This is a genomic window from Staphylococcus saprophyticus subsp. saprophyticus ATCC 15305 = NCTC 7292 (assembly GCF_000010125.1).
GTDB lineage: Bacteria > Bacillota > Bacilli > Staphylococcales > Staphylococcaceae > Staphylococcus > Staphylococcus saprophyticus.
Genome location: NC_007350.1, coordinates 1107739 through 1125877 on the forward strand (window position 1 = coordinate 1107739; position 18139 = coordinate 1125877).

General features: G+C 33.1%; 13 protein-coding genes. 12 read left to right on the top strand and 1 reads right to left on the bottom strand.

Features of this window, described 5'->3' with window-relative positions; translation table 11 throughout:
• The first annotated feature begins 72 nt into the window (after positions 1–72).
• The 4 genes from accD (at position 73) to pyk (ending at position 4952) form a co-directional block, all read left to right on the top strand.
• Positions 73–939 carry an acetyl-CoA carboxylase, carboxyltransferase subunit beta gene (gene accD / locus SSP_RS05460; RefSeq protein ID WP_011302908.1) on the top strand — a complete coding sequence of 289 codons (867 nt, stop codon included), beginning with the start codon at positions 73–75 and terminating at the stop codon, positions 937–939.
• On the top strand, positions 932–1876 hold the full coding sequence (locus tag SSP_RS05465) for an acetyl-CoA carboxylase carboxyltransferase subunit alpha (RefSeq protein WP_011302909.1): 945 nt from the start codon (positions 932–934) through the stop codon (positions 1874–1876). The genes accD and SSP_RS05465 overlap by 8 nt, the downstream gene beginning before the upstream one ends.
• Before the next feature lie 326 nt (positions 1877–2202).
• Positions 2203–3171, top strand: a complete 969-nt coding sequence (gene pfkA, locus SSP_RS05470; RefSeq protein ID WP_041784897.1) for a 6-phosphofructokinase — start codon at positions 2203–2205, stop codon at positions 3169–3171.
• 20 nt (positions 3172–3191) lie between these two features.
• Positions 3192–4952, top strand: a complete 1761-nt coding sequence (pyk, locus tag SSP_RS05475) for a pyruvate kinase (RefSeq protein ID WP_011302911.1) — start codon at positions 3192–3194, stop codon at positions 4950–4952.
• A gap of 303 nt (positions 4953–5255) precedes the next feature.
• Here pyk and SSP_RS05480 read toward each other — a convergent pair whose 3' ends face one another.
• The gene (locus SSP_RS05480) at positions 5256–6617 is read right to left on the bottom strand and encodes an amino acid permease (RefSeq protein WP_011302912.1); all 1362 of its coding nucleotides are present in this window, start codon (positions 6615–6617) and stop codon (positions 5256–5258) included.
• A gap of 354 nt (positions 6618–6971) precedes the next feature.
• On the opposite strand from SSP_RS05480, the gene SSP_RS05485 reads away from it, so the two are divergent.
• From SSP_RS05485 to gap, 8 genes are all read left to right on the top strand, one after another.
• The gene (locus tag SSP_RS05485) at positions 6972–8090 is read left to right on the top strand and encodes a citrate synthase (protein ID WP_011302913.1); all 1119 of its coding nucleotides are present in this window, start codon (positions 6972–6974) and stop codon (positions 8088–8090) included.
• A gap of 110 nt (positions 8091–8200) precedes the next feature.
• A complete protein-coding gene (icd, locus tag SSP_RS05490) occupies positions 8201–9466 on the top strand; it encodes an NADP-dependent isocitrate dehydrogenase (protein ID WP_011302914.1) in 1266 nt (421 codons plus the stop codon).
• A gap of 422 nt (positions 9467–9888) precedes the next feature.
• Positions 9889–10599 carry a response regulator transcription factor gene (locus SSP_RS05495; RefSeq protein ID WP_011302915.1) on the top strand — a complete coding sequence of 237 codons (711 nt, stop codon included), beginning with the start codon at positions 9889–9891 and terminating at the stop codon, positions 10597–10599.
• Positions 10599–12287 carry a two-component system histidine kinase PnpS gene (gene pnpS / locus SSP_RS05500; protein WP_011302916.1) on the top strand — a complete coding sequence of 563 codons (1689 nt, stop codon included), beginning with the start codon at positions 10599–10601 and terminating at the stop codon, positions 12285–12287. The genes SSP_RS05495 and pnpS overlap by 1 nt, the downstream gene beginning before the upstream one ends.
• Before the next feature lie 194 nt (positions 12288–12481).
• Complete coding sequence (polA, locus tag SSP_RS05505; RefSeq protein ID WP_011302917.1) at positions 12482–15112, top strand: DNA polymerase I; 2631 nt, start codon at positions 12482–12484, stop codon at positions 15110–15112.
• A 15-nt stretch (positions 15113–15127) separates the two neighbouring features.
• Positions 15128–16012, top strand: coding sequence for a bifunctional DNA-formamidopyrimidine glycosylase/DNA-(apurinic or apyrimidinic site) lyase (gene mutM, locus SSP_RS05510; protein ID WP_011302918.1), 885 nt, complete (start codon positions 15128–15130; stop codon positions 16010–16012).
• 4 nt (positions 16013–16016) lie between these two features.
• Positions 16017–16637, top strand: coding sequence for a dephospho-CoA kinase (gene coaE, locus SSP_RS05515; RefSeq protein ID WP_011302919.1), 621 nt, complete (start codon positions 16017–16019; stop codon positions 16635–16637).
• A gap of 272 nt (positions 16638–16909) precedes the next feature.
• Positions 16910–17935 carry a type I glyceraldehyde-3-phosphate dehydrogenase gene (gap, locus tag SSP_RS05520; RefSeq protein WP_011302920.1) on the top strand — a complete coding sequence of 342 codons (1026 nt, stop codon included), beginning with the start codon at positions 16910–16912 and terminating at the stop codon, positions 17933–17935.
• Positions 17936–18139: the final 204 nt, after the last annotated feature.

Consider the following 18139-nt stretch of genomic DNA (forward strand, 5'->3'; position numbering starts at 1 on the left):
TATTCATTAACGCTGATTACAAAACCGAATTGGTAGTGAGTAACTAAGCGATGGTTAAGTGGAGGTTTACCAATGTTTAAAGATTTTTTCAATAGAAGCAGTAAAAAGAAAAAGTATGTAACAGTATCTGATTCAAAACAAAGTGATGTACCAGCAGGTATTATGACTAAATGTCCTAAGTGTAAAAAAATTATGTATACAAAAGAACTAGCAGAAAATTTGAATGTTTGCTTTAATTGTGATCATCATATTGCGTTAACTGCACACAATCGTATAGAAGCTATATCAGATGAAGGGACATTTACGGAATTTGATAAAGGAATGACCTCTGCTAATCCATTGGACTTCCCAAGCTATGAAGAAAAAATTCAAAAAGACCAACAAAAAACTGGTTTGAATGAAGCTGTAGTGACTGGCACAGCACAATTAGATGGTATGACATTTGGTGTGGCAGTTATGGATGCGCGATTTAGAATGGGAAGCATGGGCTCTGTATTAGGTGAAAAAATTTGTAGAATCATTGAACACTGTACTGAAAATAGATTGCCATTCATATTGTTTTCAGCAAGTGGTGGTGCAAGAATGCAGGAAGGTATTATCTCTTTAATGCAAATGGGTAAAACAAGTGTGTCTTTAAAAAGACATGCAGATGCTGGATTATTATATATCTCGTATATAACAAATCCTACAACTGGAGGCGTTTCTGCTAGTTTTGCTTCGGTTGGTGATATCAACATAAGTGAACCAAAAGCATTAATTGGTTTTGCAGGTAGACGTGTCATTGAACAAACTATAAATGAAAAATTACCAGATGATTTCCAAACTGCAGAGTTTTTATTAGAACACGGACAATTAGATAAAGTCGTACATAGAAAAGAAATGAAAGCGACATTATCTAATATTCTAAAAATGCACCAAGAGGTGAAAACAAATGCTTGATTTTGAAAAGCCGCTTTTTGAAATAAAAAATAAAATTGAATCTTTGAAAGAATCTCAAGAAAAAAATGATGTAGATTTACAAGAAGAAATTGACATGTTGGAAGCTTCATTAGCAAGAGAAACCGAAAAAGTATATACAAATCTGAAACCATGGGATCGTGTGCAATTAGCGCGTTTACAAGAAAGACCAACATCTTTAGACTATATCCCGCATATATTTGATTCATTCATCGAATTACATGGGGATAGAAATTATAGAGATGATCCAGCTATGATTGGCGGTATCGGCTATCTTAATGGACAAGCCGTTACAGTAGTGGGTCAACAACGTGGTAAAGATACAAAAGATAATATATATCGCAATTTTGGAATGGCGCATCCAGAAGGTTATAGAAAAGCACTTAGATTAATGAAACAAGCTGAAAAATTCAATAGACCGATTTTTTCATTTATTGATACAAAAGGTGCATATCCGGGTAAAGCGGCAGAAGAACGAGGTCAAAGTGAATCAATAGCCAGAAACTTAGTTGAAATGGCTTCGCTAACTGTACCAGTCATCTCTATTGTTATTGGCGAAGGAGGAAGTGGTGGTGCACTTGGTTTAGGCATTACCAATCGCATCCTAATGTTAGAAAACAGTACATATTCTGTTATTTCTCCAGAAGGTGCATCCGCTTTACTTTGGAAAGATAGTAATCTAGCTAAAATCGCGGCAGAAACAATGAAGATTACTGCCGAAGATTTATATGAATTAAATATAGCGGATGAAGTTATCAAAGAACCTTTAGGTGGCGCACATCATGATGTCGAAACACAAGCACAAAGTATCAAACGCACATTTGAATCGCATTTATCAGAATTGAACCAATTAACGCAAGAAGAATTAGTTGAAGATAGATATCAAAAATTTAGAACAATAGGTTCGTATACAGAATAAAGTGTCTGATGTTTTTGATATTCGTGTTAAATATGTTGAAAGCTAAGATAATAATTTCTATTGTCTTAGCTTTTTTGTTATTTTTACAAAATGAAGCAATTGCTATAGATTTATGATTTGTTTACGATAATTCGAATTAAGGTAAATAGTACATAAGTATTCAAGTAATTTTAGGAATTTATAAGGAAACGCTTACTATATGTACAATTATCGAATACTTATATTTAAAACGTTTACATTTGTCACGAAGCCCTATTTTAATGGAAACAGCTTAGATTTTATGGTATTTTTAGAGTACGAAATACATGTTAGAAAGGTATGTCGTCATGAAAAAAATTGCAGTGTTGACAAGTGGTGGAGATTCTCCAGGCATGAATGCAGCGGTAAGAGCTGTGGTTAGAAAAGCGATTTACAATAATATTGAAGTCTATGGTGTTTATCAAGGCTATCAAGGATTATTAAACGATGATATCGAGAAACTTGAACTCGGTTCAGTAGGTGACACAATTCAACGAGGTGGAACATTTTTATATTCTGCAAGATGTCCAGAATTTAAAGAAGTAGAAGTCCGTAAAAAAGGTATAGAAAATCTACGTAAGAGAGGCATTGAGGGGCTTGTAGTTATTGGTGGAGATGGTAGCTACAGAGGTGCACAGCGTATAAGTGAAGAATGTCCTGAAATACAGACGATTGGAATACCAGGTACGATTGATAATGATATCAATGGTTCGGACTTTACAATTGGATTTGATACGGCATTAAATACTATAATTGAATGTGTAGATAAAATTCGTGATACAGCATCTAGTCATGCAAGAACTTTCATCATTGAAGTTATGGGACGCGATTGTGGTGATTTAGCGCTTTGGGCTGGTTTGTCCGTTGGTGCTGAAACTATTATTGTTCCAGAGGTTGAGACAGACATCAAAGATATAGCAGAAAAGATTGATAATGGAATCAAACGTGGCAAAAAACACTCAATCGTGATGGTCGCAGAAGGTTGCATGTCAGGTGAAGTATGTGCAGAAGAATTGACTAAATATATCAATGTTGATGCACGTGTGTCAGTGCTAGGCCACATTCAACGTGGTGGTAGCCCAAGTGGTGCAGATAGAGTGCTTGCATCACGATTAGGCGGACATGCAGTTGATTTACTGTTAGATGGAAAATCTGCTATTGGTGTTGGAATTCGTAATAATGAATTAACTGATACACCTTTTGACGAGATATTTAGATCACATGAACATGAGTTTGATTTTGAAACTTATGCGCTAACGAATGAATTATCTATTTAAAATACTGGGAGGAAATAATAATGAGAAAAACTAAAATTGTTTGTACTATTGGACCTGCGTCCGAATCTGAAGAAATGCTTGAAAAACTAATTAAGGCTGGAATGAATGTCGCGCGCTTAAACTTCTCGCATGGTGACCAAGCTGAACATAAAGCTAGAATTGACACAATTCGTAAAGTTTCTAAAAGATTAGGCAAAACAGTTGCAATCTTACTTGATACAAAAGGACCAGAAATACGTACACACAACATGAAAGATGGGCTTATTGAACTTGAAAAAGGTTCTGAAGTTACCGTAAGCATGACTGAAGTTGAAGGTACTCCTGAAAAATTCTCAGTAACGTATGAAAACTTAATCAATGATGTTGAAGAAGGTTCATATATTTTATTAGATGATGGTTTAATTGAATTACAAGTTAAATCAATCGATAAAGCAAACGGTGAAGTATTATGTGATGTACTTAATACTGGAGAATTAAAAAACAAAAAAGGCGTAAACTTACCTGGTGTCAAAGTAAGCTTACCTGGTATTACAGATAAAGATGCTGACGACATTAACTTTGGAATTAGTGAAGGCGTTGATTTCATTGCAGCGAGCTTTGTACGTCGTCCAAGTGATGTATTAGATATTCGTAAATTATTAGAAGCGAAGCAAAATAAAAATATCAGCATTATACCTAAGATTGAAAATCAAGAGGGTATTGATAATATTAAAGAAATATTAGAAGTTTCTGATGGTTTAATGGTTGCTCGTGGTGATATGGGTGTTGAAATTCCACCTGAATCAGTACCAATGGTGCAAAAAGATTTAATTAGACAATGTAATAAATTAGGTAAACCAGTTATAACTGCTACACAAATGTTAGACTCTATGCAACGTAATCCACGTGCGACACGTGCAGAAGCAAGTGACGTAGCGAACGCAATTTATGATGGTACAGATGCGGTTATGCTTTCTGGTGAAACAGCTGCAGGTCAATACCCTGAAGAAGCAGTTAAAACAATGCGTAATATAGCTGTATCAGCAGAAGCAGCACAAGATTATAAAAAATTATTATCTGACCGTACAAAATTAGTTGAAACTTCATTAGTCAATGCTATTGGTGTTTCAGTTGCTCATACTGCTTTAAACTTAAATGTCAAAGCAATCGTAGCTGCTACTGAAAGTGGTTCAACTGCCCGTACAATTTCTAAATATCGTCCACAATCTGACATTATTGCAGTTACACCTAATGCAGAAACTGCGCGTCAGTGTGCTTTAGTATGGGGTATTTTCCCAGTCGTTAAAGAAGGACGTAAAACAACTGATGCATTATTAAATAATGCAGTAGCAACAGCCGTTGAAACTGAAAGAGTTCAAAATGGTGACCTAATTATTATTACTGCTGGTGTACCAACTGGTGAAAAAGGTACAACGAATATGATGAAATTACATTTAGTTGGTGATGAACTAGCTAAAGGACAAGGTATCGGTAGAAGTTCTGTAGTAGGTAAAACACTAGTAGTTAAAGATGCTAGTGAACTAGAAGGCAAAGACTTATCAGAATCTATAATTGTAACAAGTTCTGTAGATGAGACGCTTGTACCATATATTGAAAATGCAATCGGACTCATTACTGAAGAAAATGGCATTACATCTCCAAGTGCAATTATAGGATTAGAAAAAGGTATTCCTACCGTAGTAGGCGTTGAGAACGCTACATCTGAAATTCAAAGTGATGTACTCATTACAGTAGATGCAAACCAAGGAAAAATCTTTGAAGGTTATGCAAACGTACTTTAAAAATATAATTTAATTCATAATATAATATGTAGAAAGCCTCGACGTCATGTCGAGGCTTTCTTTTTGATAACAAACTACTATGAATATAGTTTGAATCTATTACTCATTTAAACATCAACGACAGATCAATATGTGCAATAAAAATAAAGAGTCTGAGACATTTATTTTTGTCCCAGACTCTTATTCATTTAGTCATTCTAACCTAAGACAGGTTACGAATGCTATATTAGAAAATTGGATTTCTGTCCAACTCTCTTAAAATATTTTTAATAAAGTTTAAATTTGCTCAGTCATAATCGGTTTTTATTGTTGTGATTTTGATACTTGTTTATAGCGCATATACATTAAACCTAAAATAATAAACCAAATCGGTGTAAGAAATACTGCAATTCTTGTATCCGTATTTACGAATAGTAAGCTAAACACTAATATAAAGAATACTAATATAGCATATCCCATGTATTTACCACCTGGTAATTTAAATGACGCATTTTTGTGTAATTCTGGATTTTTACGGTGATAGTTTATATAAGCCACTGTAATTAACGCCCAAACTACAATGAATAGTACCGTAGAAACAGTGGTAATATATGTGAATACAAGTGTTGCGTTCGGTATAATATAGTTCAATAAAGCAGCAATCATTAGTAATCCACATGAAACGAATATCGCTATATGTGGCACACCGTTTTTATTTGTTTTATTGAAAAACGGTGGCGCTTGTTTTTGTGACGATAATCCAAAGAGCATTCGGCTGTTTGAAAAAATACCACTATTACAAGATGATGCGGCTGCTGTTAATACTACAAAGTTTATAATACCGGCTGCGAATGGTATGCCAATTAGTGCGAAGAGCCTTACAAAAGGACTTTCGTCTGAATTGATTTGATTCCATGGAATAATTGACATGATGACTGCTAAAGCACCAACATAAAATATTAATATACGTGTCGGTACACTGTTAACTGCTTTTGGTAATGTTTTAGTGGGATCTTTAGTTTCGCCCGCGGTTACACCAATAAGTTCAATTCCTACAAATGAGAATAGTGCCATTTGGAATGACATAACAAAACCACTGATACCTTTAGGGAAAATACCATTATTGTACAAGTTAGTTAAAGATGCTTGTCCAAACTGAGTATTGTAAGCCATGATAATCATAATAGCGCCCACTACGATTAAAGCAATGATTGTAACAATTTTTATTATAGAAAACCAAAATTCTAATTCTCCAAATAATTTAGCACTTAATAGATTAAGTGACATTAAGACAAGTACGCAAAATAGGGCACTCATCCAGTTTGGTATGTTTGGAAACCAAAAGCTAACATACTTTGCAACTGCGGTTACTTCGGCCATACCAGTAATGATCCAACATAACCAGTATGTCCAGCCAGTAACAAAGCCAGCAAATGGACCTATGTAATGGTTGGTAACATCTGCAAAGGATTTAAAATTAGTATTAGTAATTAATATTTCTCCCAAGCCACGCATAAACATAAATAACATAAAACCAATTATGATATACGTAAGTAAAATAGACGGGCCAGTTAATGCAATTGTTTGACCAGCACCTAAGAATAATCCAGTTCCGATTGCACCCCCGATTGCAATGAGCTGAATGTGACGATTACTTAGTTCTCTTTGTAACTGTTGTTTTGCCATATATAAGACTCCTTTATTTAGTTATTTATTATTATGCTATGCAATATAAAATAAAACAACTATTTTCTGAAACGATATCATACAGAACACAGTATAATAGTACATTAATAATTTGTTATTAATCATGATAACCAATTGAAAAGGTATAAAAATTGAAGTGTACGTGCTTACATATTAAAATATATCTATAACAACGTATATAGATAGATGCGTGTTTATGGGCATATAGACAAAAACATATTTCTTATTGAATTGGTAAGGAAATTAAAACCTAAATATTCACAAAAGTTCTAAAATTGGATATAATGGTTTATGAAAGCCATTTCATAACGAAATAGAAAAGGGGAATTATATATGGCAGAGTTACAAAAAGGTTTAGAAGGGGTAATTGCAGCTGAAACGAAAGTGAGTTCCATCATCGACAGCCAATTAACTTATGCTGGGTATGATATTGATGACTTAGCACAAAATGCTGAATTTGAAGAAGTTATCTATTTACTTTGGCATTATCGATTACCTAATGAAGAAGAATTGAAAGAACTTAAAGAAAAGCTCTTTGAATATATGACATTAAATCCTAGAGTGTATAGTCATTTTAAAGAATACGCTACAGGTAACGTACATCCAATGACAGCATTAAGAACGTCTGTTTCATATATCGCTCATTTTGATGAACATGCTGAAGACGAAGATGAAAGCAGAACAATGGAAAGAGCTATTCGTATTCAAGCTAAAATAGCTTCGCTTGTTACATCATATGCGCGTGTTAGAGAAGGCAAAGAAGCTGTAAAACCAAATAAAGATTTAAACTATGCAGGTAACTTTTTATATATGTTAAGAGGAGAATTACCTAGTGATATCGAAATTGAAGCTTTTAATAAAGCACTTGTATTACACGCGGATCACGAACTAAACGCATCTACGTTTACAGCAAGATGTGCTGTTTCATCTTTATCTGATATGTATTCAGGTATTGTTGCAGCAGTTGGCTCATTAAAAGGTCCATTACATGGTGGGGCAAATGAACGTGTAATGAGCATGTTATCTGAAGTGAAATCCATTGATGAAGTTGATGATTACATTGATAACAAAATAAAAAATAAAGAAAAAATTATGGGCTTTGGACACCGTGTATATAAAGATGGCGATCCAAGAGCAAAATACTTAAAAGAAATGAGTAGAAAAATCACTGCTGAAACTGGGCAAAGTCAATTGTTTGATATCTCAGTTAAAATCGCAGATAAAATGAAAGCCGAAAAAGGTTTAATTGCAAATGTCGACTTCTTTAGTGCGACTGTTTATCACAGTATGAACATTAAACATGATTTATTTACACCAATTTTTGCAGTAAGCAGAACTTCAGGTTGGATTGCACATATCTTAGAGCAATATAGAGATAATAGAATTATGCGTCCAAGAGCACAATATATTGGTGAAACAAACAGAACATACGAACCGATTGAAGAAAGATAAGTCAGATAGAGGCATCACTACTCATAAATAAGTGAGTTGCTTTATATAAATAAGTATTATTTTAGTTAGCGCAATTAAAATATAATTCAAATACACGGAGGTTTTTATACATGGCAGGCGAAAAAGTAGCAAAAACAAATGAAGGTTTAACAGTACCAAATAATCCAATCATTCCATTTATTATTGGTGATGGTATTGGACCAGATATTTGGAAAGCAGCAAGCAGAGTAATCGATGCTGCAGTAGAGCAAGCTTATAATGGTGAAAAGAAAATTGAATGGAAAGAAGTATTGGCAGGCCAAAAAGCCTATGATGAAACAGGTGAATGGTTACCACAAGCAACGCTTGATACAATTGAAGAATATTTAATTGCTATCAAAGGGCCTTTAACTACACCAATTGGTGGCGGTATTCGTTCACTTAACGTTGCGTTACGACAAGAATTAGATTTATTCACATGCTTACGTCCAGTACGTTGGTTCCAAGGTGTTCCATCACCAGTTAAACGTCCAGAAGATACAGACATGGTTATCTTCCGTGAAAACACTGAAGACATTTATGCTGGTATTGAATTTAAAGAAGGCACACCAGAAGTTAAAAAACTAATCGACTTTTTACAAGATGAAATGGGCGCTAAAAATATTAGATTCCCTGAAACATCAGGTATTGGTGTTAAACCAGTATCAAAAGAAGGTACAGAGCGTTTAGTTCGTGCAGCGATTCAATACGCGGTAGACAATAACCGTAAATCATTAACATTAGTCCACAAAGGTAATATCATGAAATTTACTGAGGGCGCATTTAAACAATGGGGTTATGATGTAGCGCATAACGAATTTGGTGACAAAGTATTTACATGGCAACAATATGATGAAATCGTTGAAAAAGAAGGTAAAGACAAAGCGAATGCGGCTCAAGAACAAGCTGAAAAAGATGGTAAAATTATAGTGAAGGATTCAATTGCTGATATCTTCCTACAACAAATCTTAACACGTCCGTCAGATCACGATGTTGTTGCTACTATGAATTTAAATGGTGACTATGTATCAGATGCATTAGCAGCACAAGTTGGTGGTATCGGTATAGCTCCAGGAGCAAATATAAATTATGAAACTGGACATGCTATTTTTGAAGCAACACATGGTACTGCGCCTAAATATGCTGACTTAAATAAAGTGAATCCATCATCAGAAATTTTAAGTGCCGTATTAATGTTAGAACATTTAGGATGGCAAGAAGCTGCAGATAAAATTACTGCATCTATCGAAAAAACAATCGCGTCTAAAGTAGTTACTTATGACTTTGCTCGTTTAATGGATGGTGCGAAGGAAGTTTCTACATCTGACTTTGCTGATGAATTAATTAAAAATCTATAATTCAGTTAAAATTAAATCTGTCAGCATACATTTAGCATATATTAAAAAAGACGAAATTCTCACTTATGGAATTTCGTCTTTTTATATCAATTGGCTACTAAAACTGTTTGATAACTAAGGGAGTCTATGTGAGATAGGATTGGAATAAAATACACAGAGTAAATGAAAACGCTTATTTAGGTGTTCATATTATGTATATAGTGTTAAGATTCTATTAACGCAATATATTGTTTTCAATAATGACTTCAGTTATAAATAGCGCAATACATTGTTTAAAGCAAAATTACAAAAGTTTCAAAAAATATTTACATAGATTGTTATTACTTGCTTTGTAAAGTTTATGTTAAAAAATTTTAAACTATGTTATTTTTATTAAAAATTAAGTTATAATTAATTTGTAAACAAAAATATGGAGGTATACTATGTCACAAAAAGTACTAGTAGTAGATGATGAGCAATCAATTGTAACCTTATTAAAATATAATTTAGAACAAGCTGGATACATAGTAGAAGTAGCCTATGATGGTGAAGAGGCATTAGAAAAAGTAAATGCTACAAACCCAGAATTGATTGTCTTGGATGTAATGCTTCCTAAAAAAGATGGAATTGAAGTTTGTAAATCAATACGTTCTGATAAAAATCTTGTACCTATACTTATGCTAACTGCCAAAGATGATGAGTTTGATCGTGTTCTAGGTCTAGAGTTAGGCGCAGATGATTATATGACTAAACCATTTTCACCAAGAGAAGTTGTTGCCAGAGTAAAGGCAATATTAAGAAGGTCTGCAATCGTAAATGAGGCGGTACCAGTTGAAAATGATGAAGATGACATACTCATTGGTTCGATAAGAATTCGACCTGAATATTTTGAAGTATATAGAGAAGATGAATTGCTTGAATTAACACCAAAAGAATTTGAATTATTATTGTATTTAATTGAGCGTCAAGGCAGAGTTATCACACGTGAGCATATGTTGAACTCTGTTTGGAATTATGAATTCGCTGGTGATTCTAGAATTGTGGATGTACATATAAGTCATTTAAGAGATAAATTAGAAGAAAATCCAAAACAACCCAAACTAATTAAGACAGTTCGTGGGTTAGGCTATAAATTGGAGAGACCTAAAGTCTAATGTTAAAGTTTCAACAACGACTTTTATTTTTATTATGTATCATCGTTATTATAAGTTTTTTAGCTTTAGGTGCAATTATTACACATGCAATATATAATACAGTTTCTTCAGCTCAAGAAGGTGATTTGGAACATCAAGCTGATCATCTAGTCAAACTATATAAGAATGACAAAGAAAATGAGATGACTGATATTGCTAAAAGTGAAAAGCTTACAGTTAAAATAGAGGAAAGTAACGATGTCTTGTTTTCCACAAATCAAGGAACACAAATAAATGAGGATATAAAAAATGAAGCAAATCCTTCTCGATTAATCTATGATAAAGAAAATGATGATCGCAGATATACATTTAAAACCACTATTGATGATAAAGATGTATACCTTAGTGGAATAAATAATGAGATATTAGAATTACAGATTCAAATGTGGAAATATATTGCACTGATTGGTTTATTTGTGATTATCATCATATTTTTAGTTGTTAGAAGTATTAACCGGACTTATATTAGACCAATTAATGAAGTGACTTATGCAACGAACCTGTTAGCAGAAGGATATTACCATGTGAGAGTACCTGAAAGTAATGTCAAAGAAACCAGAGAGTTATTTGTAACGACGAATGAACTTGCTCGCAGGTTGCAAAGATTGAATCACAAACAAAAACTTCAATCTAATCGATTAAAAACTACGGTAGAAAATATACCAAGTTCCATATTGATGATTGATAAATATGGTGAAATCGTTGTAGCTAATAAATCATTTTATAATGTTTTTACACCTGAAAAAGCTGTAGAGCATAAAAGTTATGTTGACTTTGTAGATTTGACACTACAAAAACTTATTACCGAAGCATTTAAAGTAGAAAAGCCAATATATGATCAAATTGAATTAACAATTGATCAAGTTCATCAAAAATATTTTGACACATCTTGTGTACCGATTCTTTCTAAAACAAAGAAAAATTTATATGGTATGGTGATTGTGTTACACGATATTACGAATCTTAAAAAACTAGAAAATTTGAGAAGAGAATTTGTTGCTAATGTGTCACATGAATTAAAAACACCAATTACGTCTATCAAAGGTTTTGCAGAAACATTATTAGATGGTGCAAAAAACGATGAACAGACGTTAAATGAATTTTTAAAAATTATTTCTAAAGAATCAGATCGCATAGAAACATTAGTGTTTGATTTATTAGATCTCTCACATGTTGAGCAACAAACAGAAATTGTAACAGAATACGTGAGTCTTTCGGAAATCGCAGAAAGCACAATCAAGAATATGCAAAATATTGCAGAAGAAAAGCAAATCACAATTGTTAATGAAATTAAACCTGACATAGTCATTGATGCAAATAAAGATAAAGTATCACAAGTGGCCTTGAATTTGTTGTCTAACGCCGTGAGTTACTCTAAAGCATCAAGTGAAGTGATTGTACGTGTATATAAAGATGCAAACAAACGTATCATGGAAGTCCAAGATTTTGGTATTGGTATTAGTGCTGAGGATCAGCAGCATATTTTTGAAAGGTTTTATCGCGTAGATAAAGCGAGAAGTAGAGATTCAGGCGGTACTGGTTTAGGACTTTCAATAACCAAACACATTATGGAAGCACATAATGGACGTATTAATGTCTTTAGTCGCCCTAATGAAGGCTCTACTTTTAGAGTCACATTTTTCGAATAACGTTGTGACACATGTTATAATTTTAAAATCAAAGTAGCTTATATGTATATAACGGTCAGATAACCTAAATGGTATTTGACCGGCTTTTTTATTTCGTTAATATTTATTTGAATATCGCAAATATGACGTATCAATACAGTTACGGGAGTTTTTTATGCTAAAATAAATATAAATATGTGTTGGAGGTTAAAACATTGAATAAATTAATCTTAATTGATGGTAACAGTCTGAGCTTTAGAGCTTTTTATGCTTTACCACTTTTACAAAATAAGGCAGGTATACATACCAATGCTGTTTATGGCTTTGCGATGTTACTTGAGAAAATAATTAAAGAAGAACAGCCTACACATTTTCTTGTTGCATTTGATGCAGGAAAAACAACATTTAGACATGAACAATATAGTGAATATAAAGGTGGACGTCAAAAAACACCACCGGAACTAAGTGAACAATTTCCATATGTCAGACAATTGTTAGATGCGTATCAAATTAAACGATACGAATTAGACAATTATGAAGCTGACGATATTATAGGAACATTAAGTAAACAGGCAAATGCAGAAAAATTTGAAACAATAATTGTTACAGGTGATCGAGATTTGACGCAGTTAGCTACAGATGATGTAACAATCTATTACACAAAAAAAGGCGTAACAGATGTTGATCATTATACGCCTGAATTTATTGCTGAAAAATATGATGGCTTAGTCCCAAATCAAATCATTGATATGAAAGGATTGATGGGCGATGCATCAGATAATATTCCTGGCGTGGCTGGGGTTGGTGAAAAAACAGCAATCAAGTTATTGAAGAAATTTTCTACTGTTGAAAATGTTTATAATCATATTGAAGAAGTGTCTGGTAAAAAATTAAAAGAAAAACTAGAAAATAGTAAATCTGATGCTTTAATGAGTAAAGAACTTGCTACAATCAACTGCGATAGCCCTATAGAAGTCACTTTAGCAGATACGAAGTTACCTGAAAGTCCTGATTCAACAGCAAAAATTGATATCTTTAAAAAACTTGAATTTAAGCAGCTTTTAGATCAAGTCGATGTAGAGGGCACGCATACTTCTGCTGAAGAATTAGAACTTGAAATTACATCGGATTTTAGTAATGTAGATTTTAATGAATTATCAGAAGCCACTATTCATTTTGAATTAGATGGATCGAATTATTTGAAAGATGATATTTTGAAATTTGCTTTATATGATGGATCAAATCATGTTGTCATTGATGCGGATAAGGTTCATGACTATCCGGAATTGATAGCTTGGTTAGAAAATGATAAGACAGAAAAAATCGTCTATGATGCTAAAAAATCATATATTGTTGCACATCGCTTAGACATAGCTATTAAACATATCGTTTTTGATGTTATGCTCGCGAGTTATATTATCGATCCATCTCGCACAATTGATGATGTGAATTCTGTGGTTTCGTATTTTGATCAACATTATGTGAAAGAAAGTATAGAAGTTTTTGGTAAAGGTAAAAAAAGACATGTACCTGAGGATGAAATTTTAGATCATCACGTTGGAACGATTATCGAAGCAATTAACAAAACTAAACCAAAAATGGAAGCGCAGTTAGAAGAATATAATCAAACTAACTTATTAGATGATTTAGAATTACCGTTAGCACGTATTTTAAGTGAAATGGAAGAAACTGGCATTTACACAGTAGCAACCGATTTGCAAGAAATGGAAAAAGAAATTCAAGCGAAACTTGATGTACTAATTAATAATATTTATAACGCGGCTGGCGAATCATTTAATATTAACTCACCAAAACAATTAGGCGTGGTACTATTTGAAACATTAGAATTACCTGTTATTAAAAAAACTAAAACAGGTTATTCTACGGCCGTAGATGTACTGGAGCAACTACAAGGACAACATCCTATTATCGACTATATTTTAGAGTACAGAACATTATCAAAACTACAATCTACTTATGTAGAAGGACTGCAAAAAGTGATTAGTGAAGATAATCGCATTCATACGCGTTTTAATCAAACACTTGCACAAACGGGTAGATTGTCATCTGTAGATCCTAACTTGCAAAATATTCCAATTCGCTTAGAAGAAGGTCGAAGAATTAGAAAGGCATTTAAATCTAGTGACGATAACAATGTCATCTTCTCAGCTGACTATTCGCAAATTGAATTACGTGTACTTGCACATATTACTCAAGATGAGAGCATGAAACAAGCATTCATCAATGATGAAGATATTCATACAGCAACTGCTATGAAAGTATTTAATGTACAGCCAGATGAAGTTGATAGTCTAATGCGTAGACAAGCGAAAGCAGTAAATTTCGGTATCGTATATGGCATAAGCGACTATGGGTTAAGTCAAAGTTTAGGTATTACACGTAAACAAGCAAAGCAGTTTATTGATGATTATCTCGATAGTTTCCCTGGTGTGAAACAATATATGGAAGATATTGTTAAAGATTGTAAAGCGCAAGGTTATGTTGAGACACTATTACATCGCCGTCGTTATATTCCGGACATCACTAGTAGAAACTTTAATTTACGTGGTTTTGCGGAAAGAACGGCTATGAATACACCGATACAAGGCAGTGCCGCAGATATTATCAAATTGGCAATGGTTAATTTTGTAAATGAAGTTAAACATACTGATTTTCATGCGCAATTATTATTACAAGTACACGATGAATTAATTTTTGAATTACCTAAAGATGAAGTAGAGGCTTTTAGTGAATTTATAGAAGAAATAATGGATAATGCATTGGCATTAGACGTACCACTCAAAGTTGAAACAAGTCATGGTAAGACATGGTATGACGCAAAATAGAAAGTAGGTGAACAAGTGCCTGAATTACCTGAAGTAGAACATGTAACAAGAGGCATTAAGCCATTTGTAAAAGGGCAAAAAATAGAATCTATTCTCTTTTCTGATAAAGTACAAGAAGGAAAAGCGAATCATAGAGAAACCATTGTTAAAGGTATGGAGCTTGATACTTTTAAACGATTCACTAGGCTTTATACGATTGTTGATATTGAGCGAAGAAGTAAGTATATTGTCTTCTATTTAGAAAAAGATGGAGATAAGCGAATTCTAATAAGTCATTTAGGTATGGCTGGTGGATTTTTTGTCGTAGATAAGCTTGAAGATATTAGTGTGCCAAATTATCGCAAACACTGGCATGTCATATTTAAATTAGATAATGACAAATTACTTGTGTATTCAGATATTAGACGCTTTGGTGAAATTAGAAACGTTGCTTCATTTGAAGCTTACCCATCATTTTTAGAAATTGCCCCAGAACCTTTTGAAAAAGAAGCTATGGCACATTATTTGGCTTGGTTTGATAAAAAGTTATATCAAAATAAACCAATTAAACAAATGATTCTAGACCACCGTGTCATATCAGGATGTGGAAATATATATGCTTGCGAGGCATTATTTAGATCAGGTATTCATCCAGCTAGATTACCAAAAGATTTAAATCATCAGGAACGAGAAATGTTATTCTATTATGTTCGAGAAGTACTGGAAGCGGGTATAAAATATGGTGGAACAAGCATTTCAGATTACCGTCATGCTGATGGTAGTACAGGTACAATGCAGCAACACCTAAACGTATATAAACAAAAAGTTTGTAAAGTTTGTGGCGATGACATTGCAACACAAGTAATTGCAACGAGAAATAGTCATTTTTGTCCAACTTGTCAAAAAATAAAGGAAGAGTGAGAATATGCCGAAAGTTATAGGACTAACTGGTGGTATCGCATCAGGTAAATCTACGGTATCAGAACTATTAAGTGCACATGGTTTTAAAATCGTAGATGCAGATATTGCATCACGTCAAGCAGTAGAAAAAGGTACAAAAGGCCTAGAACGTGTGAAAGAATCGTTTGGTGAGCAAGCTATTGATGAAAATGGTGAAATGAATAGAGCTTATGTAGGCGAAGTAGTATTTAATCAACCTGAAAAGAGATTAGAATTAAATGAAATCGTACATCCTATTGTGCGAGAAATTATGGAAAAAGAAAAAGCACAATACTTAAGCGAAGGTTATCATGTCATTATGGATATTCCATTATTATTTGAGAATAATTTACAAGATACTGTCGATGAAGTCTGGTTAGTATATACTTCAGAAAGTATACAAATCGATAGATTGATGGAACGAAATAATATTTCAATGGAAGAAGCGAAAGCACGTGTTTATAGTCAAATTTCTATAGATAAAAAACGTAGAATGGCAGACCATGAAATAGATAATCGTGATACAAAATTAGAACTAAAACAAAATTTAGAAAATTTATTATTAGAAGAAGGCTATATAGAGAGTCATTCTGAAGATGTACTTTAATAAAAGTGATTACAACCACCCAATTATCTTTGATAATTGGGTGGTTTTTATATAAGAGACGTTCTAATAACTTAAGTATTTTTATTATTAATATTTAAGGAAATACATAAGTGAGAATAGGATATATACGAAAATCTTACTGATTAATATTAGAAAACATAAAAGCCTTAATGCTAAAGTTTTTAAATTTATTATAGAAAACGCTTTCCTGAATAAATATTTATGTTATACTATTTCCATAAAGTATAACACTAAGACGAGGGGTGCTTCGAATGACGACAAATATAGCAATTAACGGAATGGGTAGAATAGGTAGAATGGTGTTGAGAATCGCACTAAAAAATAAAGATTTAAATGTAGTGGCGATAAATGCGAGTTACCCACCGGAAACAATTGCACATCTAATAAATTATGATACAACACATGGCGTTTATGATTTTAAAGTAGAGCCAATAGAATCGGGAATTAAAGTTGATGATCACGAAATTCAATTAGTTTCTGATAGAAATCCTGAAAATTTACCATGGAAGCAATTAGATATAGATGTTGCAATAGAAGCAACAGGTAAATTTAACCACGGAGATAAAGCGATAGCACATATTAAAGCTGGTGCTAAAAAAGTATTGTTAACAGGTCCATCTAAGGGTGGAGATGTACAAATGATTGTCAAAGGCGTTAATAATGACCAATTAGATATTGAGAAATATGATATTTTTAGCAACGCTTCATGTACTACAAACTGTATCGGTCCGGTTGCAAAGGTATTAAATGATCAATTTGGTATCCAAAATGGCTTGATGACAACTGTACATGCCATTACCAATGACCAAAATAATATTGATAATCCACATAAAGATTTAAGACGTGCACGTTCATGTAATGAAAGTATTATTCCAACTTCAACTGGTGCTGCTAAAGCATTGAAAGAAGTATTGCCAGAATTAGAAGGGAAATTACATGGAATGGCTTTACGCGTACCTACAAAAAATGTATCACTCGTTGATTTAGTGGTCGATTTAAATGAAAATGTAACAGCAACACAAGTGAACGAAGCTTTTGAAGCGAATGATTTACAAGGTGTCATTTCTACCGAAGATGCACCACTCGTTTCAATGGACTTTAACACGAATCCACATTCGGCCATTATCGATACACAAAGTACAATGGTAATGGGAGATAATAAAGTTAAAGTGATAGCATGGTATGACAATGAATGGGGCTATTCTAATAGAGTAGTTGATGTTGCCACACAAATTGGACAATTACTTAAAAACGATGTTGCAGCTGTAGCAAATTAATTTTCAAAAATAGCGATTACAAATTTTAAAAATAATTATCTAAAACGTTTCGTAACATAGTTGTTAATTTATAAACTATATTACGAGGCGTTTTTAATTTTATTATTATTTCTTCGTTAATATTAGCTTTAAAGTTAATAAATCTTAATTATACGGCGTTTCTTTTGAATTATGCTATACGATATAGATATAGTGTAATAGCGA